14 protein-coding genes are annotated in these 19,104 nt (G+C 70.0%); 10 read left to right on the top strand and 4 right to left on the bottom strand.

Annotated features, from left to right (window positions below; translation table 11 throughout):
- Window positions 1–144: 144 nt before the first annotated feature.
- On the bottom strand, window positions 145–1,596 hold the full coding sequence (locus G406_RS0118525; RefSeq protein WP_028934987.1) for an L-fucose/L-arabinose isomerase family protein: 1,452 nt from the start codon (window positions 1,594–1,596) through the stop codon (window positions 145–147).
- Between the two features lie 4 nt (window positions 1,597–1,600).
- Complete coding sequence (gene rhaI / locus G406_RS0118520) at window positions 1,601–2,776, bottom strand: L-rhamnose isomerase (protein WP_028934986.1); 1,176 nt, start codon at window positions 2,774–2,776, stop codon at window positions 1,601–1,603.
- Between the two features lie 187 nt (window positions 2,777–2,963).
- Here rhaI and G406_RS0118515 point away from each other — a divergent pair, with 187 nt between their 5' ends.
- On the top strand, window positions 2,964–3,992 hold the full coding sequence (locus tag G406_RS0118515) for a LacI family DNA-binding transcriptional regulator (RefSeq protein ID WP_028934985.1): 1,029 nt from the start codon (window positions 2,964–2,966) through the stop codon (window positions 3,990–3,992).
- A gap of 22 nt (window positions 3,993–4,014) precedes the next feature.
- Here the strand turns inward: G406_RS0118515 and G406_RS0118510 are convergent, their stop codons facing one another.
- Together G406_RS0118510 and sigK are read right to left on the bottom strand one after the other, a co-directional pair.
- Window positions 4,015–4,776 (bottom strand): anti-sigma factor, encoded by a 762-nt coding sequence (locus tag G406_RS0118510; RefSeq protein WP_028934984.1) that lies wholly within the window; start codon window positions 4,774–4,776, stop codon window positions 4,015–4,017.
- Window positions 4,776–5,372: an ECF RNA polymerase sigma factor SigK gene (gene sigK, locus G406_RS0118505; protein ID WP_028934983.1), complete on the bottom strand. Its 597-nt coding sequence runs from the start codon at window positions 5,370–5,372 to the stop codon at window positions 4,776–4,778. The genes G406_RS0118510 and sigK overlap by 1 nt, the downstream gene beginning before the upstream one ends.
- Window positions 5,373–5,569: 197 nt before the next feature.
- Here sigK and G406_RS0118500 point away from each other — a divergent pair, with 197 nt between their 5' ends.
- The 9 genes from G406_RS0118500 to G406_RS0118460 all read left to right on the top strand — a co-directional run bounded on the left by G406_RS0118500 (window position 5,570) and on the right by G406_RS0118460 (window position 19,062).
- Window positions 5,570–6,208 carry a fasciclin domain-containing protein gene (locus G406_RS0118500; protein WP_028934982.1) on the top strand — a complete coding sequence of 213 codons (639 nt, stop codon included), beginning with the start codon at window positions 5,570–5,572 and terminating at the stop codon, window positions 6,206–6,208.
- Window positions 6,208–7,482, top strand: coding sequence for an NAD(P)/FAD-dependent oxidoreductase (locus G406_RS0118495; RefSeq protein ID WP_028934981.1), 1,275 nt, complete (start codon window positions 6,208–6,210; stop codon window positions 7,480–7,482). The genes G406_RS0118500 and G406_RS0118495 overlap by 1 nt, the downstream gene beginning before the upstream one ends.
- On the top strand, window positions 7,476–8,195 hold the full coding sequence (locus G406_RS0118490; protein ID WP_028934980.1) for a DUF1365 domain-containing protein: 720 nt from the start codon (window positions 7,476–7,478) through the stop codon (window positions 8,193–8,195). Before G406_RS0118495 ends, G406_RS0118490 begins: the two co-directional genes overlap by 7 nt.
- A complete protein-coding gene (locus tag G406_RS0118485) occupies window positions 8,192–9,454 on the top strand; it encodes an SAM-dependent methyltransferase (RefSeq protein ID WP_028934979.1) in 1,263 nt (420 codons plus the stop codon). The genes G406_RS0118490 and G406_RS0118485 overlap by 4 nt, the downstream gene beginning before the upstream one ends.
- A gap of 207 nt (window positions 9,455–9,661) precedes the next feature.
- The gene (locus G406_RS0118480) at window positions 9,662–10,954 is read left to right on the top strand and encodes an MFS transporter (protein WP_028934978.1); all 1,293 of its coding nucleotides are present in this window, start codon (window positions 9,662–9,664) and stop codon (window positions 10,952–10,954) included.
- Entirely contained in the window at window positions 10,951–14,895 is a 3,945-nt protein-coding gene (locus G406_RS58905; RefSeq protein WP_028934977.1) for a hypothetical protein, read from the top strand. Before G406_RS0118480 ends, G406_RS58905 begins: the two co-directional genes overlap by 4 nt.
- Entirely contained in the window at window positions 14,892–17,606 is a 2,715-nt protein-coding gene (locus G406_RS47875; protein WP_051342310.1) for an alpha-L-rhamnosidase, read from the top strand. Before G406_RS58905 ends, G406_RS47875 begins: the two co-directional genes overlap by 4 nt.
- 252 nt (window positions 17,607–17,858) lie before the next feature.
- Window positions 17,859–18,479 (top strand): class I SAM-dependent methyltransferase, encoded by a 621-nt coding sequence (locus tag G406_RS0118465; RefSeq protein WP_037077299.1) that lies wholly within the window; start codon window positions 17,859–17,861, stop codon window positions 18,477–18,479.
- On the top strand, window positions 18,472–19,062 hold the full coding sequence (locus G406_RS0118460) for a DedA family protein (protein WP_028934975.1): 591 nt from the start codon (window positions 18,472–18,474) through the stop codon (window positions 19,060–19,062). The genes G406_RS0118465 and G406_RS0118460 overlap by 8 nt, the downstream gene beginning before the upstream one ends.
- Window positions 19,063–19,104 lie beyond the last annotated feature (42 nt).

Here is a 19,104-nt window from a genome sequence, read left to right as displayed (position 1 = left end):
GATGACCAGATTGCATACTGCATACTCCGCTATTCGCGCTGTCCGGGTCAATCCCAGTGACGCTTATGGGCTGATAGACATCGTTTATCAGCCCAGCTCACGGGCATGCGTACCGCGGAACGGCACACCTTCTGCTGACATCGCTCATCGCCCGAGGCGCACCTCGGCGAATTCGACATCCAGGAGCTCGGCCACCGCACGAAGCTCCTCCGCGCGGTGGCCCGTTCCCAGCGCCCAGTGGTGGTTGACCCCGGAGGCGCTCCACGCATCGGTCCACTCGCCGGGGTCGACGCCGAAGTCGACCCGCGACGTCGTGTTGCCGATACGCAGGAGCGGGCCCGGAACGACCTCACCTTCGGCCACGACCATCACGAACCGACCGTCCGGGCGTTGACCGAGGCCGAACGTGGTGACCGGGCCGGGACGGACGTCGAACTCGACGGACACACCCCACCCGCGCTTGCCGTGATAGACGCCGAGCCCGCGCAGCAGCGGCCGCCCTGAGCTGATCGCCAGGTGAGCAGGGCCGTCATGGCCCATCTCGACGACACCATCGACGAAGTTCAACGCCTGCAGCTCGGTGAAGGACCCTCCGGCGCCCAGCCGGTCCATGACCAGCATGGCGATCGAGTTGCGCAGCTCGTACTCCCCCGCCGCGGGCACACCCCGCGCGGTGAGGAGTGAAGCGCCCAGGATCATCCCGGCGCCGAGCCGCTCGTGCTGCTCGCCGTTCAGCCCTCGGTGGTAGTAGGCGAGACTGTCCAGCGCGAAGTCCTCCACCAGCCGGTCGAGACCCACCGACACCTTCGCTCCCCACTCGAAGTCGTCGTGCTCGACCGAGTCGTCCACGGTGAACACCCCGCGCGCAACGGCCATCCGTTCGGTGACCTCGGCGTCGCTCACCTGTTCCACCCGGACCCGCAGGTCGTCGAGCTCCAGTACCTCGACGTGTCCACCGAGCTGCGTGGGCACCGAGGTCAGATCGGTGGCGACGTCGAGCATTCCGGGATACAGGTGGCCCATCAGCCCGTGCCGCGCGTTCCGCAGACCACCTCGCACGCCCGCGGCCGAGACCCAGCGGGCGATCCGTCGCCACGCACGCTCGTCCGCGAGATGGCCGGACACCGACCGGAAGGCCACACCGGCCCTGGTGAACGCGTTGGCCATCTCCGGAAGCGGGCATGCGCCGCAGTAGGCGAGCCACGCCCCGGTGTCGAAGGTCGCGTGGTCCATCGACTCGGTCGGCTGCAGGTTGATCAACAGCACCGGTGCGTCGGCGCGCTGGGCGATCGGGACGAGCATCGAGGATGTCAGGTACGTGGTCAGGAACCCGACGATCAGGTCGCAGCCGGCGAGGCGCAACCGTTCCGCCGCCTCTGCGCCCTCGCGTTCGTCGGAGATGAACCCGACGTCCACCACCTCGACGTCGCCCAGGGCCCGCAGCCGGTCCGCGACCCGCGTCGCGGACCGTTGCAGCGTCGGCAGCAGGTCCGGGAACTGCGGCCAGTACGCGCCGAGACCGCCCGAGACCAGCCCGACCCTGGTACGGCGAGGTGTGACCCGGGTGAGCGCCGTCGGCTCCGCAACGGACGTCATCGGCTCAGGCACCCCATCCCGCCTGGTCGCCACCCACGCGCTCGGCGATGATCTTCTCCGCATAGCCCTCACGGTGATAGGCGGCCACCGGATCGGGGTCCAGCCCCATCTCGGTCCGGAGCTCTGCGAGCAACGGGCGGACATCGCTGGAGAACGCGTCCATCAACACCGCGTTGGCACCCAGGACGTCGCCGGAACGCTGAGCGGCGGCCAGTGCGTCGGTGTCCACCAGCAGAGCCTTCGCGGTGGCCTCCTGGACGTTCAGCACCGACCGGATGATCGCCGGGATCTTGGCTTCGATGTTGTGACACTGATCGAGCATGAACGCGATGCCCGCGTCCTGCCGCAAGGCGTCGGCGGAGACGATCTCGTGCATGATCCGGAACAGCTGGAACGGATCGGCCGCCCCGACCATCAGGTCGTCGTCGGCGTAGAAGCGTGAGTTGAAGTCGAACGCGCCGAGCTTGCCCGCCCGCAGCAGGAACGCGACGATGAACTCGATGTTGGTCCCCGGCGCGTGATGGCCGGTGTCGATGCACACCGTCGCCTTCGGCCCGAGTTCGATGCAGTGGGCGTAGGAGGTCCCCCAGTCGGGCACGTCGGTCGTGTAGAACGCCGGCTCGAACAGCTTGTACTCGAGCAGCATGCGCTGGTCGTCGCCGAGCCGGTCGTAGACCTCGCGCAGTGCCTCCGCCAGCCGGTCCTGCCTGGCGCGGATCGAGTCCTGGCCGGGGTAGTTGGTGCCGTCGGAGAACCACAGCTTCAGGTCGCGTGAGCCCGTCGCGTCCATGATGTCCACGCAGGCCAGCAGGTGGTCGATGGCCTTGCGGCGCACCCCGGGATCCGGGTTGGTCACCGAACCGAGCTTGTAGTCGTCGTCCTGGAACACGTTCGAGTTGATCACGCCGAGCGACACGCCCTGGTCCTTGGCGTACGCGGCCAGCTCGCGGTAGTCATCGACCCGGTCCCACGGGATGTGCAGCGCGACCGTCGGGGCGACGCCGGTCAGCCGGTGCACGACGGCGGCGTCCGCGATCTTCTCCCGGGGATTGCGGGGTACGCCGGCCTGGGCGAACACCTTGAACCTCGTCCCCGAGTTCGCGTAGGCCCAGGACGGCGTCTCGATCCGCTGGGCACGCAGCCCGTCCTTGGCTGCGGTCACTCTGACGGCGTTGTCCATCGGGTGTTCTCCTCCGAACCGAAACCAGCCTCGATGCTGAAACGTTTCAAGGCTATGGTTTGGCGACCCTAGGCCGCGGCGCGCGGAGCAGTCAAGACTCGGCGCCGCCGAGGCACGGGCCGCGGGTGGGCGTGCGTGATCGGACGCTGGGCTAATCTGCGAACGACCTCACAGATCGGAGCGGTGCATGTCCAGCGCGGGCGTCCCGAGCATGAAGGATGTCGCCGCGCGCGCCGGCGTCTCGCTCGGCACCGTCTCCAACGTGCTCAATCGGCCCGAACTGGTCAGCGAGAGCACCAGGGGACGAGTGCTCGCGGCGATCAACACACTCGGCTTCGTCCGCAACGAGTCGGCCCGTCAGCTTCGTGCCGGCAGCAGCCGCACGCTCGCCTACGTCGTTCTCGACGCCAGCAACCCGTTCTTCACCGACGTCGCGCTCGGTGTGCAGGAGGCGGCGGACGCGGCCGGCCTCGCGGTGTACCTGTGCAACAGCGGCCAGGACCCGAAACGCCAGTCCGCATACCTGGACCTGCTCCAGGAGCAGCGGGTCGAGGGCGTGCTGATCACCCCGGTCGATGCCGAGGACGAGCACCTCCGGTTGCTGCCCCGCCGGGGCACGCCGGTGGTGCTGGTGGACCGAGGCGCCGGCGCGGACTTCTGCTCGGTGACCGTCGACGACCGGCTCGGCGGCGAGCTCGCGGCGACTCATCTGCTGGACAGCGGGCACCGCCGGATCGCGTTCATCGGCGGCCCGCCCGCGCTCGGTCAGGTCGCCGACCGGGCGGCCGGAGCCCGGGCCGCGCTCCTGCGCGCCGGACACGACCCCGACGGACTGGTCGTGCTCGACACCGAGGCACTGACCGTGGCCCAGGGCCGACGCGCGGGTGAGCGGCTGGTCGGGTTGCCGGCCAGCCGGCGTCCCACGGCAGCCTTCTGCGCGAACGATCTCGTCGCGCTCGGTCTGCTGCAGCAGATGGTCCGGCTGGGCTTACGCGTACCCGACGACCTGGCGATCGTCGGGTACGACGACATCGAGTTCGCCCAGGCCGCGGCGGTGCCGTTGACCTCGGTCAGCCAACCCCGCCACCTGCTCGGCCGGACCGCGGCGGAGCTGCTGATGGCCGAGGCGGGCGACGAGCTCGACCACCAGCACCGCGAGGTCGTCTTCGCCCCCGAGCTGATCGTGCGAGCCTCCACCCGCATGGCTCCGTCCTGACGCCGCTCCGCCCGACCGGTGCTCAGCTGGGCATGTCGAAGAGGACCACCGGGGTCGTCGTCGGTTGCTCGGAACCGCCCTCCGGCTCGATCGTCAGACCCACCTTCTTCGCGCCGGACAGCTTCTCGAACATCAGCGGACCCTCGGTGGCCTGGACAGGCGTCACGAGGCCGACCGAACGTGGCTGGCCCGCGCCGATCAGCCACGCCTGATAGGTGTGACCGGACGGCGGTGCCGGAAGATCCGAGGTCATGAGCATCGCCTTGTCCAGCGAGGGCGACGCCAGCACGAACGCGGTGCCTCCGTGGACGCCGACACCGGTGTCCCGGCGCGCATCGGGAGCGGACGCGAGCTGTCGTACCGAGGCGATCCGTGCCTGTAGCTGGTCGAGCTGCGCCTGCACCGAGTCCCGCTCCTGGTTGCTGCGCACCGCCACCACGCTCAACACGACCACCGCGGCGGCCGCCGCGACCGCGCCGAGGCGGACGACCCAGCCGTACCCCCGGCCCGTCCGATCCGGCCGGCCACGGCGAGGGCTCGCCGTCGTGCTGGGCGGCTCCTGACGGGTCGTGGCGACCTCGGCCATGACGCGCTGCCTGAAGGCGTCGGGCGCGACCTCCGTGACGGCGACGGCGAGTCGCGCCGCCGTGGCGCGGAGTTCGTCGACCTCCTCCACGCAGTCCGGGCACTGGGCGAGGTGCCGTTCGAACTGACGGCGCTCGAAATCGTCCAGTGCGTCGAGTGCGTACGCACCGGTCAGTGTGTGGACATCGGGGCTGGTCATCAGGCCACCCCGAGACAGTCGCGCAGCCGGATGAGTCCGTCCCGCAAGCGCGTCTTGATGGTGCCCAGCGGAGCCCGCAGCAGCTCAGCGACCTCGTTGTAGGTGCGACCGCCGTAGTAGGCCAGCACGACCGACTCCCTCTGCAGCGTCGTCAACGAGCCGAGACATCGTCTGACCTGCTCACGTTCCAAGTTGGTGGTCACCGTCTCGGCCACCTCGTCGAACTCGCGGGTGCCGGACTCGGCCCCGAACCGCTCCTCCCGGTCGGTGCGCGCCTGCGCGGAACGGACGCGATCCACCGCGCGCCGATGAGCCAGGGTCAGCGCCCAGGTCAGCGCGCTGCCCCTGGCACGGTCGAACCTGGGCGCGGTCCGCCACAGCTCCACGAGCACCTCCTGCGCGACCTCTTCGGTCTGCGCGGTGTCGCGCACCACCCGGCGGACGACGCCCAGCACCGGCCCCGCGACCAGGGGATACAAGCGTTCGAACGCCGCCTCGTCACCCCTGGCCACCTGGGTCAGCAGGTCCTCGGCGGTCTCGCGCCCCGGTTCACCCTGCCCGTCGTCGCGACGCGCGGGCCACGCCGAATCTCGCATCACTTCTCGCCTCTCGCCGCCGGACTCGCCGGTGAGTATTCGCGCCGTCGGCCGGCATGGATTGGTTCCACGCCGGGCTGTGCGCGGACGAGTGAATCTTGCTCAGTACCAAGCCGGACCGACACGGGCTCCGAAGTAGCAAGGTAACCGTCCGGCTCCCCGCCGAGGCGATGCAGACCTCGCAGAGGAACCCGATCATGCGTACCAAGAACATCCTGATCGCCACGAGCATCACGGCGGCCGTGCTCGGCCTCAGCGCGTGCGGCAGCAGCGAACAGCCCAGCTCCGCCGCACCGATGACCAGCTCCATGGCCGCGGCACCCAGCACCACCGAGTCCGCGGCCGCCGGCCAGTTCGGTGACGCGTGCAGTGCCGTACCCACCACCGGACCGGGCAGCTTCCAGGGCATGGCCACGGACCCGGTCGCCACCGCCGCAAGCCACAACCCCGTGCTGTCCACCCTGGTCACAGCGGTCAAGAAGGCGCAGCTGGTGGACACCCTGAACGGCGCGAAGGACATCACCGTCTTCGCACCGGCCAACTCGGCGTTCGACAAGATCCCGCCGGCCAGCCTCAACAAGGTGCTGGCTGACGACGCCATGCTCAAGAAGGTCCTGACCTACCACGTCGTCGGCCAGAAGATCACCCCGGCGGACCTGGCCTCGGGTGACTTCAAGACGCTCGAGGGCGCCACCCTCAAGACGACCGGCTCCGGGCAGGACTTCACCGTGAACGGCGAGAGCCACGTGATCTGCGGAAACGTGCAGACCGCCAACGCGACCGTCTACATCGTCGACAGCGTGCTGATGCCGCCGGCCGCGACCCCCGCCGGCTGATGGCCGACCAGCCCGCGCGAGCGAAGATGGCGGTGGTGGGCAGCGGCGTGGCCGGACTCACCGCCGCCTACCTTCTGCAACGTCGCTTCGACGTGACCCTGTTCGAGGCGGACTCCCGGTTGGGTGGCCACGCGCACACCCATGAGCTGGAGACGCTCGACGGCAGCAGCGCCTTCGTCGACAGCGGCTTCATCGTGCACAACGAGCGCACCTACCCGAACCTGCTGCGGCTGTTCGGCGAGCTCAGGGTGGCGACGCAGGACGCCGAGATGTCGATGAGCGTCCGGTGCGACGGGTGCGGGCTGGAATACAGCGGAGCGCGGGGACTTCGAGGGCTGTTCCCGCGCTCCGCCCCCGGGCGGTCGAACCTGCTGCGGCCTCGGTACCTGCGCATGCTGGCCGAGGTGCCGCGCTTCCACCGGCAGGCCCGGCGGGCACTGGGCACCTCGGACGACATGACGCTCGCCGAGTTCCTGGCCGAGGGCCGCTACTCGCGGTACTTCATCGACCACTTCATCCTGCCGGTCGTCTCCGCGGTGTGGTCGACCGACGCCGAGCTGTCCGCCCGCTACCCGGCGCGCTACCTGTTCGAGTTCCTCGACCATCACGGGCTGTTGTCGGTCACCGGCTCGCCCACGTGGCGCACGGTGGTCGGTGGCTCGCATCGATACGTCGAACGCGCGGTCAAGGGGCTCACCGCCGTGGCGGTGTCGACCCCGGTGCGGTCGGTGCGCCGGTCCGAGGGCGGGGTGTGCATCCGCGACGCCGACGACACCGACCACCGGTTCGACCACGTGGTCGTCGCCACTCACCCCGACCAGGCACTCGAGCTGCTCGATGATCCGACCACGGCGGAGCGTTCGGTGCTCGGCGCGTTCAGGTACTCGCGCAACGAGACCTGGCTGCACAGCGACGACTCGGTACTGCCGCGCCGCGCGGGCGCGTCCTGGAACTACCTGAAGACCGACTGCGCCAGCTCGTCCGATCCGGTGCTGGTGAGCTACCACATGAACCGGCTGCAACGGATATCGACGCCGGAGCCGTACATCGTGACCCTGAACGGTTCGTCCCGGATCGCGCCCGACGCGGTCATCGCGCGCATGACCTACGACCATCCGGTCTACACCCCCGAGTCGGTGGCCGCGCAACGACGGCTTCCCTCCCTCACGAGCGCGACGACCGCGTTCGCCGGTGCCTATCACGGGTGGGGGTTCCACGAGGACGGTTGCGCGTCCGGCGTGCGGGCGGCCGAGGCCTTCGGGGTCACCTGGTGACGGCGCTCTACGACGCGAGGGTCACGCACGAGCGGACCCTCGGCCCACGGCGCGGGTTCCGGCACGGCATCTACCTGTGGCTGGTGGACCTGGATGCACTGCCCGAGCTGCCGTGGTGGCTCCGGCCGTTCGCCGGGTTCCGCGCGGCCGACCACGTCGGCGATCCGACGCGTTCGATCCGGTCCAACCTGGACACCTACCTCGCCGGGGAGGGCATCGACCTGGCCGGGGGGCAGGTGTTGATGCTGGCCGGAGCCCGGGTTCTCGGTTACGTGTTCAACCCGCTGACCGTCTACTGGTGCCACCGGCCCGGAGGAGAGCCCGCCTGTGTGGTCGCGGAGGTGCACAACACCTACGGCGAACGCCACCGGTACCTGCTCCACCCGGACCGCTCGGGTAAGGCCGAGGTCGCCAAGGACTTCTACGTGTCCCCGTTCCTCACCCTCGACGGTCACTACGAGATGTCGCTGCCCCGCCCCGGCGAACGGCTGGCGGTCACCGTGACGTTGCGCCAGAACGGCGCCGCGGTACTCGCGGCGTCGATCAACGGCAGGCGCAGACCGGCGACCACCCGCGAGCTGCTGCGGCTCCTGCTGCGCAGGCCCCTGATGCCCCAGCGCATCTGGGCGCTGATCCGACGACACGGCATCGCGATGTGGCTGCGCGGTTATCCGCTCACGCCCAGGAGAACAGCACAGGAGAGCACACGATGACCAGCACACCGGACCGACTGCTCCCCCGGGCCGTGCCCCGGCCGAACGAGGGCGTCTGGCCAGGGCTCGCGGCAGTGCCACACACCCCGGCCAGGGCCAGGATCGCCGAGGCGTTGTTCCGCAGGGCGGTCCGGCGACTCGAAGTGCGGGTGACGCTGCCCGACGGTGAGGTCCTCGGTGCCGGCGGCCCCGAGTCACCGCTCATGCGGCTGCATCGACCCTCGGCGTTCTTCCACCGTCTCGGCGAGCACGGCAACATCGGGTTCGGTGAGTCGTACATGGTCGGCGACTGGACCAGCCCGGAGCTCGCGGACCTCCTGACCCCGTTCGCGGCGCGCCTCGCCACATTGATCCCCCCGACGTTCCAACGGCTGCGTCGGTGGGCCGTGGCGCACACACCGCCTGAGGAGGACAACACGATCACCGGGGCACGGGAGAACATCCACCGCCACTACGACCTGTCGAACGAGTTGTTCGCAGCGTTCCTCGACGAGACGATGAGCTACTCCTCGGCACTGTTCACCGACGTCGAGGACGGGACGGAACAGCTGGCGGACGCCCAGCGTGCGAAGATCGACTCGGTCCTCGACCTCGCGGGTGTCCGAGCCGGGCAGCACATCCTGGAGATCGGAACCGGCTGGGGAGCGCTCGCAATCCGCGCGGCCCAACGCGGCGCGCGGGTCACCTCGCTGACGATCTCGGCGGAACAGCGCCATCTGGCCGAGGCCAGGATCGCGACGGCGGGTGTCGGCGACCGGGTGCAGGTCCTGCTGCGTGACTACCGGGAGGCGCAGGGCAGCTACGACGCGGTCGTGAGCGTCGAGATGATCGAGGCCGTCGGGATGCGCCACTGGCCGACGTACTTCACGGCTCTGGAGCGCCTCCTCGCGCCCGGCGGCCGGATCGGACTGCAGTCGATCACGATGCCGCACGACCGGATGCTCGCCACCAGGGACAACTACACCTGGATCCACAAGTACGTGTTCCCCGGCGGTCTGATCCCCTCGATGACCGCGATCGAACAGTCACTGACCGAGAACACCGGGCTGCGGGTCGTCGAGCGGATGGCCTTCGGCCAGCACTACGCGCGCACCCTGGAGAACTGGCGGGAGACGTTCCTGGCCAACTGGCGCCAGGTCCGCGAGCTCGGCTTCGACGACACGTTCCGCCGCATGTGGGAGTTCTACCTCGCCTACTGCGAGGCCGGTTTCCGGGTCGGCTACCTGGACGTCCACCAGCTGGCCCTCACCCGCACCTGACACCGCGCCCAACCCATGATCACCACCGTCTGAAGGCTGTTTCCGCGCCCCGGAACAGCCCTGAGGCGGTGCTGATCATGGACGTCGGCTCGTGTCGCTCGGGTGAACTGGTGGTTGCTAGCTGGGTCACGGTTCACTACGCTCCGCGATTGATACGTTTCAATTCGTATCGTTCACTTGCCCGTCACCGGCGACGAGGGGTGCCCGATGACCGCCCACCAGGCGACAACGTCCGATGAGGTCGAGGAGAGCGGCGGGATCACCCGCCAGCAGTGGAAGTGGTCGGTCCTCGCCGGCATGGCCTCCTATCTGGACGCCGGGTCGATCGTCGCGCTGGGCGCCGGCCTGACCCTGTTCCAGAGCGAGCTGGGGCTGGGCAACTCCGGTGTCGGAGTGCTCGCCGCGATCGGCCCGAACGCGATCGGTGCCGCGATCGGGGCGTTCATCGGCGGGCGGCTGGGCGACAAGCTCGGGCGCAAACGGATCTACAAATGGGACCTGCTGGTCTATGCACTGGGCACGCTGTGCATCGCGGGCTCGCTCAACGCCGCGATGCTGTTCGCCGGTGTCCTGGTGATCGGCATCGCGGTCGGCGCCGACGTCCCGACCTCGCTCGCACTGGTCGGTGAGTTCTCCCCCACCAAGGCCAGGGCGAAGCTCATGGGGCTGACCCAGGTCGCCTGGTCGGCAGGGCCCGCCGTCGTCCTGATCCTCGCGCTCATCCTGTCCCCGCTGGGACTGCTCGGCATCCGCATCGTCTTCCTGCATCTGTTCCTGGTCGCCGTGGTGACCTGGGCGCTGCGGCGAGGCATGGTCGAGTCGGCACGGTGGAAGACCGCGGCGGGGAAGACGAGGACGGCCGCGTCGAGCGTGCGTGCGCTGTTCAGCGGCGCGAACCTGCGAGCGCTGGGCTGGACGTCGGGGATCTACGTGTTCTGGGGGCTCGCCGCGGGTACCGCCGGTCTGTTCACACCGTACGTCGTCGAGACCCTGCATGCCGGTAGCCAGGCGGCCGGGGTGGCGCTCGCCTGCGCGGGTTTCGTCATCTGCATCCTGACCATCACGTTCGTGTTCATGCCGTTGTCCGACCGCAGTCACCGGACCCGCAAGGTGCTCTGGGGTGTCGGCTCGGTGCTCCAGATCGTCGCGTTCGCGCTCTACCTGGTACTTCCCTTCAGCATTCCGGTCATCATCGCCAACATCGTGCTGTTCAACGTCGGCTGCTCGATCGCCGGCGAGGCGTTCTACAAGGTGTTCAGCCAGGAGCTGTTCCCCACGCTGCTGAGGGGTACCGCGCAGGGGCTCACCTTCGGGGTGGCCCGGGTCGTCCTCGGCGTGTGGAGCTTCCTCGTGCCGATGCTGGCGAGCACCGGAATCAAGCCGGTGGCCGCGCTGCTGGCGCTGTTCCTGCTGATCAGTGGGATCATCGGGTTCTTCTTCATGCCGGACACGGTCGGTAAGTCGCTCGAGCGGATCGAGTCGGAGCGTGCGGCCGCGTGAGCTCGTCGTCCTTCCTCGACCGGTTCTCCCACCCCGGTCCCGAGTTCGGGCCTCTGCCGATCTGGTGGTGGAGCGGCGCACCGGTCACCTCACAGCGTCTTCGATGGCAGCTCGAACAGCTCGTCGCCCAGGGCGTTCGACAGGCGGTGGTGATGTGCCTGGCCCCGACCGGGCCGATGTTCGGGTCACTCGCCGACGATCCCCCGTTCCTGTCCGACCGTTGGGTGGCGCTGCTGGACCAGGCCTGCGCCGACGCGCACGAGCTGGGGTTCACGCTCTGGATGTACGACCAGATCGGGTTCTCCGGCGCCAACTTCCAAGGTCGGCTCATCGCCGGGAACCCGGATTTCGCCGGGCAGGCGCTGCACCGCACGATCGCGCACGGCGCCGACGGCGCTGAGCTCGTGCTCGCCCCGCCGGCCGGCCACACCGCGCTGAGCGCCGTCGCCGAGACCCGGGACGGGGTACGCCACCGTGTGCCGCTCACCGACGGGCACGCTCGCTGGTCGGGTGGCGCGGCGGCACTGACGCTGTTTCACTCCGGGCCCCGGGGTTTCGACTACTTCTCACTGAAGGCCTGTGCCGCGCTGTTCGACCAGGTCCACGGCACGCTGGACCGTGCGGTCGGGCACTGGTTCGGCAGTGCGATCGGCGGCTTCTTCCAGGACGAGCTGCCACCGCTGCCGACCTGGGGCAGCGAGTTCGCCCAGACGTTCCGCGAGGCGCACGGCTATGACCTCGTGCCCGTGCTCGGCTCGCTGTGGGAGGGCGACGACGTCGGGTCCGCTCGGGTTCGCCGCGACTACCAGTCCCACCGGGCCGCGCTGGCGCGCTCCGCGTTCTTCGACCAGCAGGACGCCTGGTACGCCGAGCACGGCCTCATCTGCGGGTTCGACCAGGCGTCACCGGCCAGGGAGGGTGACCCGGTCGGCGGGGTCACCCTCTACGGCGACTACCTCGACACCCACTCCGGGTACGGCGCGCCGGGCAACGATCACTGGGGGGACGCGAAGGTCCACAGCTCGCTGGCACACGCGAACGGCCACCGCCGCACCTGGATCGAGGCCTTCCACTCGTCCGGCTGGGGCGGAACGCTCGAAGAGACCTACGACTGGCTCGCGCCGTTCCTGCGCCGGGGGGCGAACCTCTACAACCCGCACGCGGTGTACTACAGCACGGTCGGCGGCTGGTGGGAGTGGGCGGCGCCGTCGACCTGCTGGCGTCAGCCGTACTGGCCCGCTTATCACGTGTTCGCGGGTGCGGTCTCCCGGTTGTGCTCGGTCCTCACCGCCGGCACGCACGTGTGCGACACGATCCTGGTCTCGCCGACCAGCACCGCGCAGGCCTATCTGACCTTCGACGGTCCACTGGCCCCGGCGCGGGCGAGCACCGAGTGTTTCCATGCGTTGAACGGCGTCGACGCCTGGTTCGCGGAGAAACCAGGGGTCCTGGAGCGTGCCGGGCTCGATCACGACACGTTCGACGAGGCGACGGTCGCCTCCGGTGAGGTGACGGCGGAGGGAATGCGGGTCGGCGACGAGGTCTACCGGACGGTGGTCCTCCCCCGGCCCGCCGCTCTCCTGACCACCACGGCACGCACGCTGATCAGGTTCGCCGAGAGCGGCGGCACGGTCCTGTGCGTCGGCGGTGCACCGGAGCTGTTCCTCGGCGAGGGCCATCGGGAGAACGCCGAGATCGCGTCGCGGTTCGCCGATGCCGTCCGGTCCGGTGTGATCAGGCTGGTTCCGGACGCCGAACAGGTGCCGGCCGAGGTGGTGCGCGGCTCGGTGCGGATCGAGGCCGACGCTCCGTGCCTCGTGCGCCGCGACGGCGACACCTACCTGGTGGCGTTGATGGCCCACGACGACGTCACCGGGACCTCGGCTCCGATCGTGGAGCTGGACGAGCGGGACTGGCCGGAGACCGGCTTCCCGTGGACGGAGTACTGGTCGCAGCTGCGCGACACGGGATACCGGTTCGTACCGGTCGGCGAACGCCGGGCCACGGTCCGGGTGCGTGGCCTCCCGCCCTCGGCCGTCCAGCAGTGGGACCCGCGAACCGGGTACCGGACCGGGCTGACGGTCACCCGCTCATCGGATGGGTGGTCGGTGGAGGTGCCGTTCGAGGACGGCTCGGTCGCCCTCGTGGTCATCGGGAACGATCTTCGGTCCCCGACCAGAACGGCTCCGGGGGCGGTCGAGTGCTCGACCGACCTGCGCGGACCGTGGACGCTCTCGGCCGAGTCGACCCTCGACAACCAGTGGGGCGACCTGGCCGCCGAGCGACGCGGCGGGACGTTGCCGATCGAGGTGTGGCGGTTCGAGCACGCCTCGGGCGACGACCCCGAGCAGTGGCAGCCCGCGATCGCCGGGTTCGGCCCGTTCGCCCAGGTCCGGGGCCCCGGTTCCGACGAGTGGACCGACGCCTCCTGGTCGTTGGCGCGGGGCATCCACAACGATCCGATCCACACCGAGCCACTCGGGCCCAAGGGCTACGTCCCGGAGGACTTCCTGGACTGGCGGTCGGTCCCGGCGGGCGGACGGGTGGCCGTACGGACTCTGCTGACACTGCCCGAACGTGGCGGTCTACACCTCGCGGTGGGTGCCAACGCGGCACGGCGGGTGTTCGTCGACGACATCGAGCTGGACGGCGACGACGGTAGCCACCAGTCGTTCCACCTGTTGCCGGAACACACCCGAGCGCGGCGGGTCATGCTGCGGATCGAGCTCGTCGCCGACGTCGACGGACCCGTGCGGGCGTCGTTCGCGGTGATCGACGACGTCGCGGGCTACCGCCGGCCGGAGTGGATCAGTGCCGAACAACCCTCGGTCGGCCGATCCGTCGATCTCACGACGGCGCTCGACCTGGCCGACCCACTCGCCGACGGTGTGGTGCTGGTGGCCTCGGACGGGCCGTGCAGCGTGCTGGTGAACGATGTCGAGGTCGGCAGGCAGGGCGATTTCAACCCGTACCCCGGTCACCGGGAGATTCGGGTCCATCCCTACGACCTCACGTCACACCTGCGCGCGGGCCCGAACTCGGTCACGCTGCGCCTCACCTGCGTCGGTGGGCGCGCGACCGCGGCGTCGCTCGACTCGGAGCCGAGGCATCGACGTGGCGCCGGACTGATCACCGGGTCCCACTGGTCGGCCCGGCTGGACGGTGTCGAGGTTCCCGTTCAGCCGCGACGCGACAGTGACCGGGATCCGAGGACTCGCTGTGCGTGGCGCAGGCCGCACCCGCTCCCCTCGGCGGACTGGCTGGAGCCACGGCGGATCGGCGACGGGGTGGAGCGCCTCATCCCCGACGCGCACGGCGCCGGGCCACGCACCGAGTGGCTGCGGTTCCCGGCTCCACTCGGCACCCTGCGGCTGCGCGTTCCCACGTCGCTGCCGGTCCGCGCGAGCATCGACGGTGTCGATCACCACGTCGAGCGAGGAGTGATCTCCCTGCCCGGTCCGCTCGCCGCGACGACGCCGGTCCTGCTGTGTTTCGACGCCGTCGACGGTCGGGGAGGCGGCGCACTGCTCGATGGGGCGGTGGAAGCGGTGACCGGCGAGGTCGAGGTCCCCGCCGCAACGTTCCCACCGTGGGAGGACCTCGGGCTGAGCGGGCTCGGTGGGCTGGTCCGATACCGCACGACCGTGCACCACAACCCTTCCGGTCCGCCGACGCGCGCCGTGCTGCACCTCGGCGACGTACGCGGCACCGCCGATGTGCTGGTCAACGGCATCCTGGTGGACCAGCTGGCCTGGGGGCCGTGGAGAAGCGAGCTGACCGACGCGCTGCGTCCGGGCGACAACGCACTCGAGATCGTCGTCCGGGGCACGCTGGCCGGATACCTGGAACACGCCTCACCGACCACGGCGATCACCGCGGGGCAGACCCGTACCGGTCTGTTCGGCCCGGTGCGGATCGACCACCACCAAGGGCAGGCATGACCACTGACATCCCCGGCATCCTGCGCCCTCGGGCGCTGCGGTGTGAGCACCGCGCCGCGCCGAGCGGGATCGGTACCCGCCGTCCCCTGCTGTCCTGGAAGCTCACCGGCGGGGCGCGGGGCTCGCGCCAGACGGCCTATCGCGTCGAGGTCCGCTCCGAGGTCGAGGGCACCACGATGTGGGACTCCGGCTGGGTCCGGTCCACGGATCAGGTCGGCATCGCCTACCAGGGTGTGCCGTTGCGCTCCAGCACCGCCTACCGCTGGCGGGTGACCGTGCGGGACTCGCACGGTGCCGGCGAGGGCTCGGCGGAGTCGGGCTTCACCACCGGTGTGCTGGCGGCCGGGGAATGGCGAGCGAGCTGGATCGGTCGAGACGTCACCACGCTGCCACCGCCCGGGGTACCGACCGACCGGGATCGATCGCTGCGCTGTGAACACCTGGCCGCTCCGCTGCAGCTGCGCCGCGTCGTCCAGCCCCCCGAGCCACCGCGCCGCGCGTACGTGCACGCGTCGGCCCGCGGTGTCTACCGGCTGACGGTCAACGGCGAGCGGGTCGGCGAGGACGAGCTGACCCCGGGCTGGACCGACTACCGCCATCGCATCCAGTACCAGACCTACGACGTCACCGACCTGCTGCGCGGCGGCGAGAACGTGCTCGGCGCCGTCGTCGCGGACGGGTGGTGGAGCGGATACGTCGGTTTCGACGCCCGTCATCAGGCCATGCACTACGGCACCGCGCCGCGGTTCCTCGCCCAGCTGGTTCTGCGCGGCGCCGACGGTGAGACGCTGCTGGTCACCGACGGGAACTGGCGCGAGCACCCGGGCGCCATCCAGTACTCGGACCTGCTCATGGGCGAACAGGTCGACGCCAGGGAGGACACCCCGGGGTGGCGGCTCCCCGGGTATGACGACAGCGCGTGGCCGCGCGCGGTCGTGCTGGACACCGACACGTCGACACTGGTGGCCACCGGCGACGAGCCGGTGCGAGCCACCCAGGAGCTTCCTGCCCGCCGGATCACCGAACGCGCCGAGGGCTTCGTCGTCGACTTCGGACAGAACCTCGCCGGCCGGGTGCGGCTGGTCGTCCGGGGCGCGCGAGCGGGCCAGCGGGTGCAGCTGCGCCACGGTGAGCTGCTCGACGACGACGGTGCGCTCTACACGGACAACCTGCGCTCCGCCGAGGCCACCGACATCTACTACGCCCGAGGCAGCCAGGTCGAGACGTTCGAGCCGTTGTTCACCACGCACGGTTTCCGCTGGATCGAGGTGTCCGGCTACCCGGGCGATCTCGATCCGGCCGACGTCACAGCGATCGTGCTGCACAGCGACACGGAGTTCGTCGGCACGTTCGACTGTGACAACGAGCTGGTCAACCGGCTCCAGTCGAACATCCGCTGGAGCCAGCGCGGGAACTTCGTGTCGGTGCCGACCGACTGTCCGCAGCGTGACGAGCGGCTGGGCTGGCTGGCCGACGCGCACATCTTCGCCCCGACGGCCAGTCTCAACGCCGACACCGCCGCCTTCTACCGGCGGTGGATGCTGGACGTCCTGAGTGGATGCACCGCGGAGGGTGCCTTCCCCGACGTAGCACCCAACATGACTCAGTGGCTGCGGCAACGGCAGGGCGCACCCGCCTGGGGCGACGGAGGAGTGCTCATCCCCTGGCTGCTGATGCGCGAGTACGGCGACCGCGACACGCTGTCCGCGTGCTTCGGGGCCATGGGCGCCTGGGTGGACTACGTGCACCGGTTCAACCCGGACCTGGTCTGGCGGCACCGAAGGGGCAACGACTACGGCGACTGGCTGCAGATCGACGCCACCACCCCGCCAGAGCTGGTGGCCACCGCGTACTTCGCCCGCTCGGCCCGCACCGTGTCGCTGGCCGCCGCCGTGCTCGGCCGCACCGAGGAGGCCGCACGCTACGGCGCGCTCGCCGACTCGATCGCCGAGGCGTTCACCGCGGAGTTCGCCGACGCGCGGGGCAGGCTCGTCGGTGACACCCAGACCGGCTACCTCGTCGCGCTGGCGTTCGGGCTCCTCCCGGACGAGCTGGTCGTGCCTGCCGTCGACCGGCTGTGCACCTTGATCGAGGCGCGGGGTCACCGGTTGACCACGGGTTTCCTCGGTGTGGCGCTGCTGGCGCCGACGTTGACCGCGCACGGCCGCGCGGACCTGGCACACGCGCTGCTCGTCCAGACCGAACACCCGTCCTGGGGCTACTCGATAGCGAACGGCGCGACCACCATCTGGGAGCGCTGGGACGGGTGGACCGAGGACAAGGGCGTCCAGGCGGCCGCGATGAACTCCTACAACCACTACTCCCTCGGCTCGATCGGCGAATGGCTCTACCGCGGCGTCGCCGGAATCGACCAGGCCTCCGGTTCACTCGCCTGGCGTGAACTGGTGGTCCACCCCCACCCCGGTCCGGCCGTGCGCCGGGCGCACGCCGAGTACGACAGTGTGCGCGGCCTCGTCCGCAGCTCGTGGCACATCGAGGGTGGTCGCTTCCATCTGCGGGTCACCGTGCCGCCGGGAGCCACCGCGACGGTCCACATCCCGACATCGGACCCCACGGCCGCGTGCGAGGGCGGGCATCCGGCCGCTGAGGCCGAGGGCGTGACCAGCGCGAAGGCCGGCACGGACGAGCTGGTCTGCCAGGTCGCCTCCGGCAGCTACGCGTTCCACGCCCCGTTCGACGGACCCCATTGATCTCACCGGTCACACCTGCACCACTTCGCAGAGCCTCGTGTCGTGTCGCGGATGCTGCAATATCCGCGACACGACATCAAGGTGTGCGAGGTCGTACGGCAGGCCCTCGCGCGTCCCTTCCACCAGCGAAGACTTGGGAATCGGACATCTAGGGTACCTCCTCCCGAGGGTGGAGACGGGCTCCTCCCGCCGGCGCCGAGGCACGGCCCGTGAGCGGATTCCGCGACGCCGCATTCCGAACAGGATCGCGGTATGCGATTGATCAATCCCACGGGCGGTCTGCCGATCTTCCTGGCGGCGGCACTGCGCAGACCCGGTGTCGTCGGCGCGGTCGCGCCCAGCTCACACAGTCTGGGCCAGGTGCTCGCCACGGTCGTCCCCACGCGAGGTGAGCCCACCGTCGTCGAGCTCGGCCCGGGCACCGGAACGGTGAGCCGTGCGATCGAGCAGCGGCTGCCCAGTGAGGGTGTCCACTACGGCATCGAGATCGACGATGCGATGGCGGATCACTTGGAGCGCACCCGTCCCAGGATGAGGGTCCTGCGTGGGGACGTGGCACAGCTGCGCGCCATACTGGGCCGCGATGACGTCTCCCGAGCCGACGCCGTGGTGAGCGGATTGCCCTGGTCACTGTTCAGCGCGGACCGGCAGGCGGAGCTGTTGACCCAGATCCGCCGCTTCCTCGCCCCCGGAGCGGGCTTCAGCACATTCGCCTACCGCCACACCACGCCACTGTTCAGCGCACAGCGGTTCCGCGAGATGCTGCACACCCACTTCGACGAGGTCGTCGAGACGCGTACCGTGTGGCGCAACGTGCCTCCGGCGTTCGTCTACATCTGTCACAAGCCGCTGACGCGGGCGAACGATGCCTGACCCGCTCTGGCTGCTGCGCGACCTGCCGTCGCCCGTCGTGCTGGTGGCGGGTGGGGCGCTCATCGCGGCCGAGGCCGGCCTCCTGATCGGGGTGGTCCTGCCCGGTGCGAGCGCGGTGCTCGCCCTCGGAGTCCTGGCCAACCTCGGGATCGTGGCACCGGCACTCGCGGTCGGCACCGCGGCGGCGGCTGCCGTCTTCGGCACGCAGGTCGCGTACCTGCGGGGCAGGCGAATCGGCCTGACCAGCAGGCCGTACCTGCGTAAGCCCCAGCTGCACGCCACCGCCCTGCTACGACGCACCGGGCCGCTCGCGTTCTCGCTGTGCCAGTGGCTGGTCGGTGCACGGACGATCGCGCCGAGACTCGCGGCCCGCGCGGGCATCAGCTACTCCCGGTTCGCCACGATCAGCGTTCCGACGGCGGCTGCATGGGGCACGAGCCTGGTGGTCGTCGGCTATCTGACCGGCGCCGCGTACAAGGCGATCTGCCAGTGGCTGAACTACGGCGCGCTGCTGATCGTGGCGGCAGTGGTAGTCACCACCTGGTACACGACCCGCCGTCGCCAACGCCCCACCCAGGCCTAGCACCACACCGCGCACGCTTCGCCCACACCGCGCACCGTGCAC

The sequence above is a fragment of the Actinospineispora spinosispora DSM 44797 genome (assembly GCF_000429025.1).
Lineage (GTDB): Bacteria > Actinomycetota > Actinomycetes > Mycobacteriales > Pseudonocardiaceae > Pseudonocardia > Pseudonocardia spinosispora.
This window is presented reverse-complemented; position numbering and strand designations above follow the sequence as displayed.

Coding starts and splice junctions, on each gene's coding strand:
- G406_RS47875 (WP_051342310.1), top strand. CDS start 14,892: ATGACCACTGACATCCCCGGCATCCTGCGCCCTCGGGCGCTGCGGTGT.
- G406_RS0118465 (WP_037077299.1), top strand. CDS start 17,859: ATGCGATTGATCAATCCCACGGGCGGTCTGCCGATCTTCCTGGCGGCG.
- G406_RS0118510 (WP_028934984.1), bottom strand. CDS start 4,776: ATGACCAGCCCCGATGTCCACACACTGACCGGTGCGTACGCACTCGAC.
- sigK (WP_028934983.1), bottom strand. CDS start 5,372: ATGCGAGATTCGGCGTGGCCCGCGCGTCGCGACGACGGGCAGGGTGAA.
- G406_RS0118480 (WP_028934978.1), top strand. CDS start 9,662: ATGACCGCCCACCAGGCGACAACGTCCGATGAGGTCGAGGAGAGCGGC.
- G406_RS0118515 (WP_028934985.1), top strand. CDS start 2,964: ATGTCCAGCGCGGGCGTCCCGAGCATGAAGGATGTCGCCGCGCGCGCC.
- G406_RS0118500 (WP_028934982.1), top strand. CDS start 5,570: ATGCGTACCAAGAACATCCTGATCGCCACGAGCATCACGGCGGCCGTG.
- G406_RS0118485 (WP_028934979.1), top strand. CDS start 8,192: ATGACCAGCACACCGGACCGACTGCTCCCCCGGGCCGTGCCCCGGCCG.
- G406_RS0118460 (WP_028934975.1), top strand. CDS start 18,472: ATGCCTGACCCGCTCTGGCTGCTGCGCGACCTGCCGTCGCCCGTCGTG.
- G406_RS0118525 (WP_028934987.1), bottom strand. CDS start 1,596: ATGACGTCCGTTGCGGAGCCGACGGCGCTCACCCGGGTCACACCTCGC.
- G406_RS0118495 (WP_028934981.1), top strand. CDS start 6,208: ATGGCCGACCAGCCCGCGCGAGCGAAGATGGCGGTGGTGGGCAGCGGC.
- rhaI (WP_028934986.1), bottom strand. CDS start 2,776: ATGGACAACGCCGTCAGAGTGACCGCAGCCAAGGACGGGCTGCGTGCC.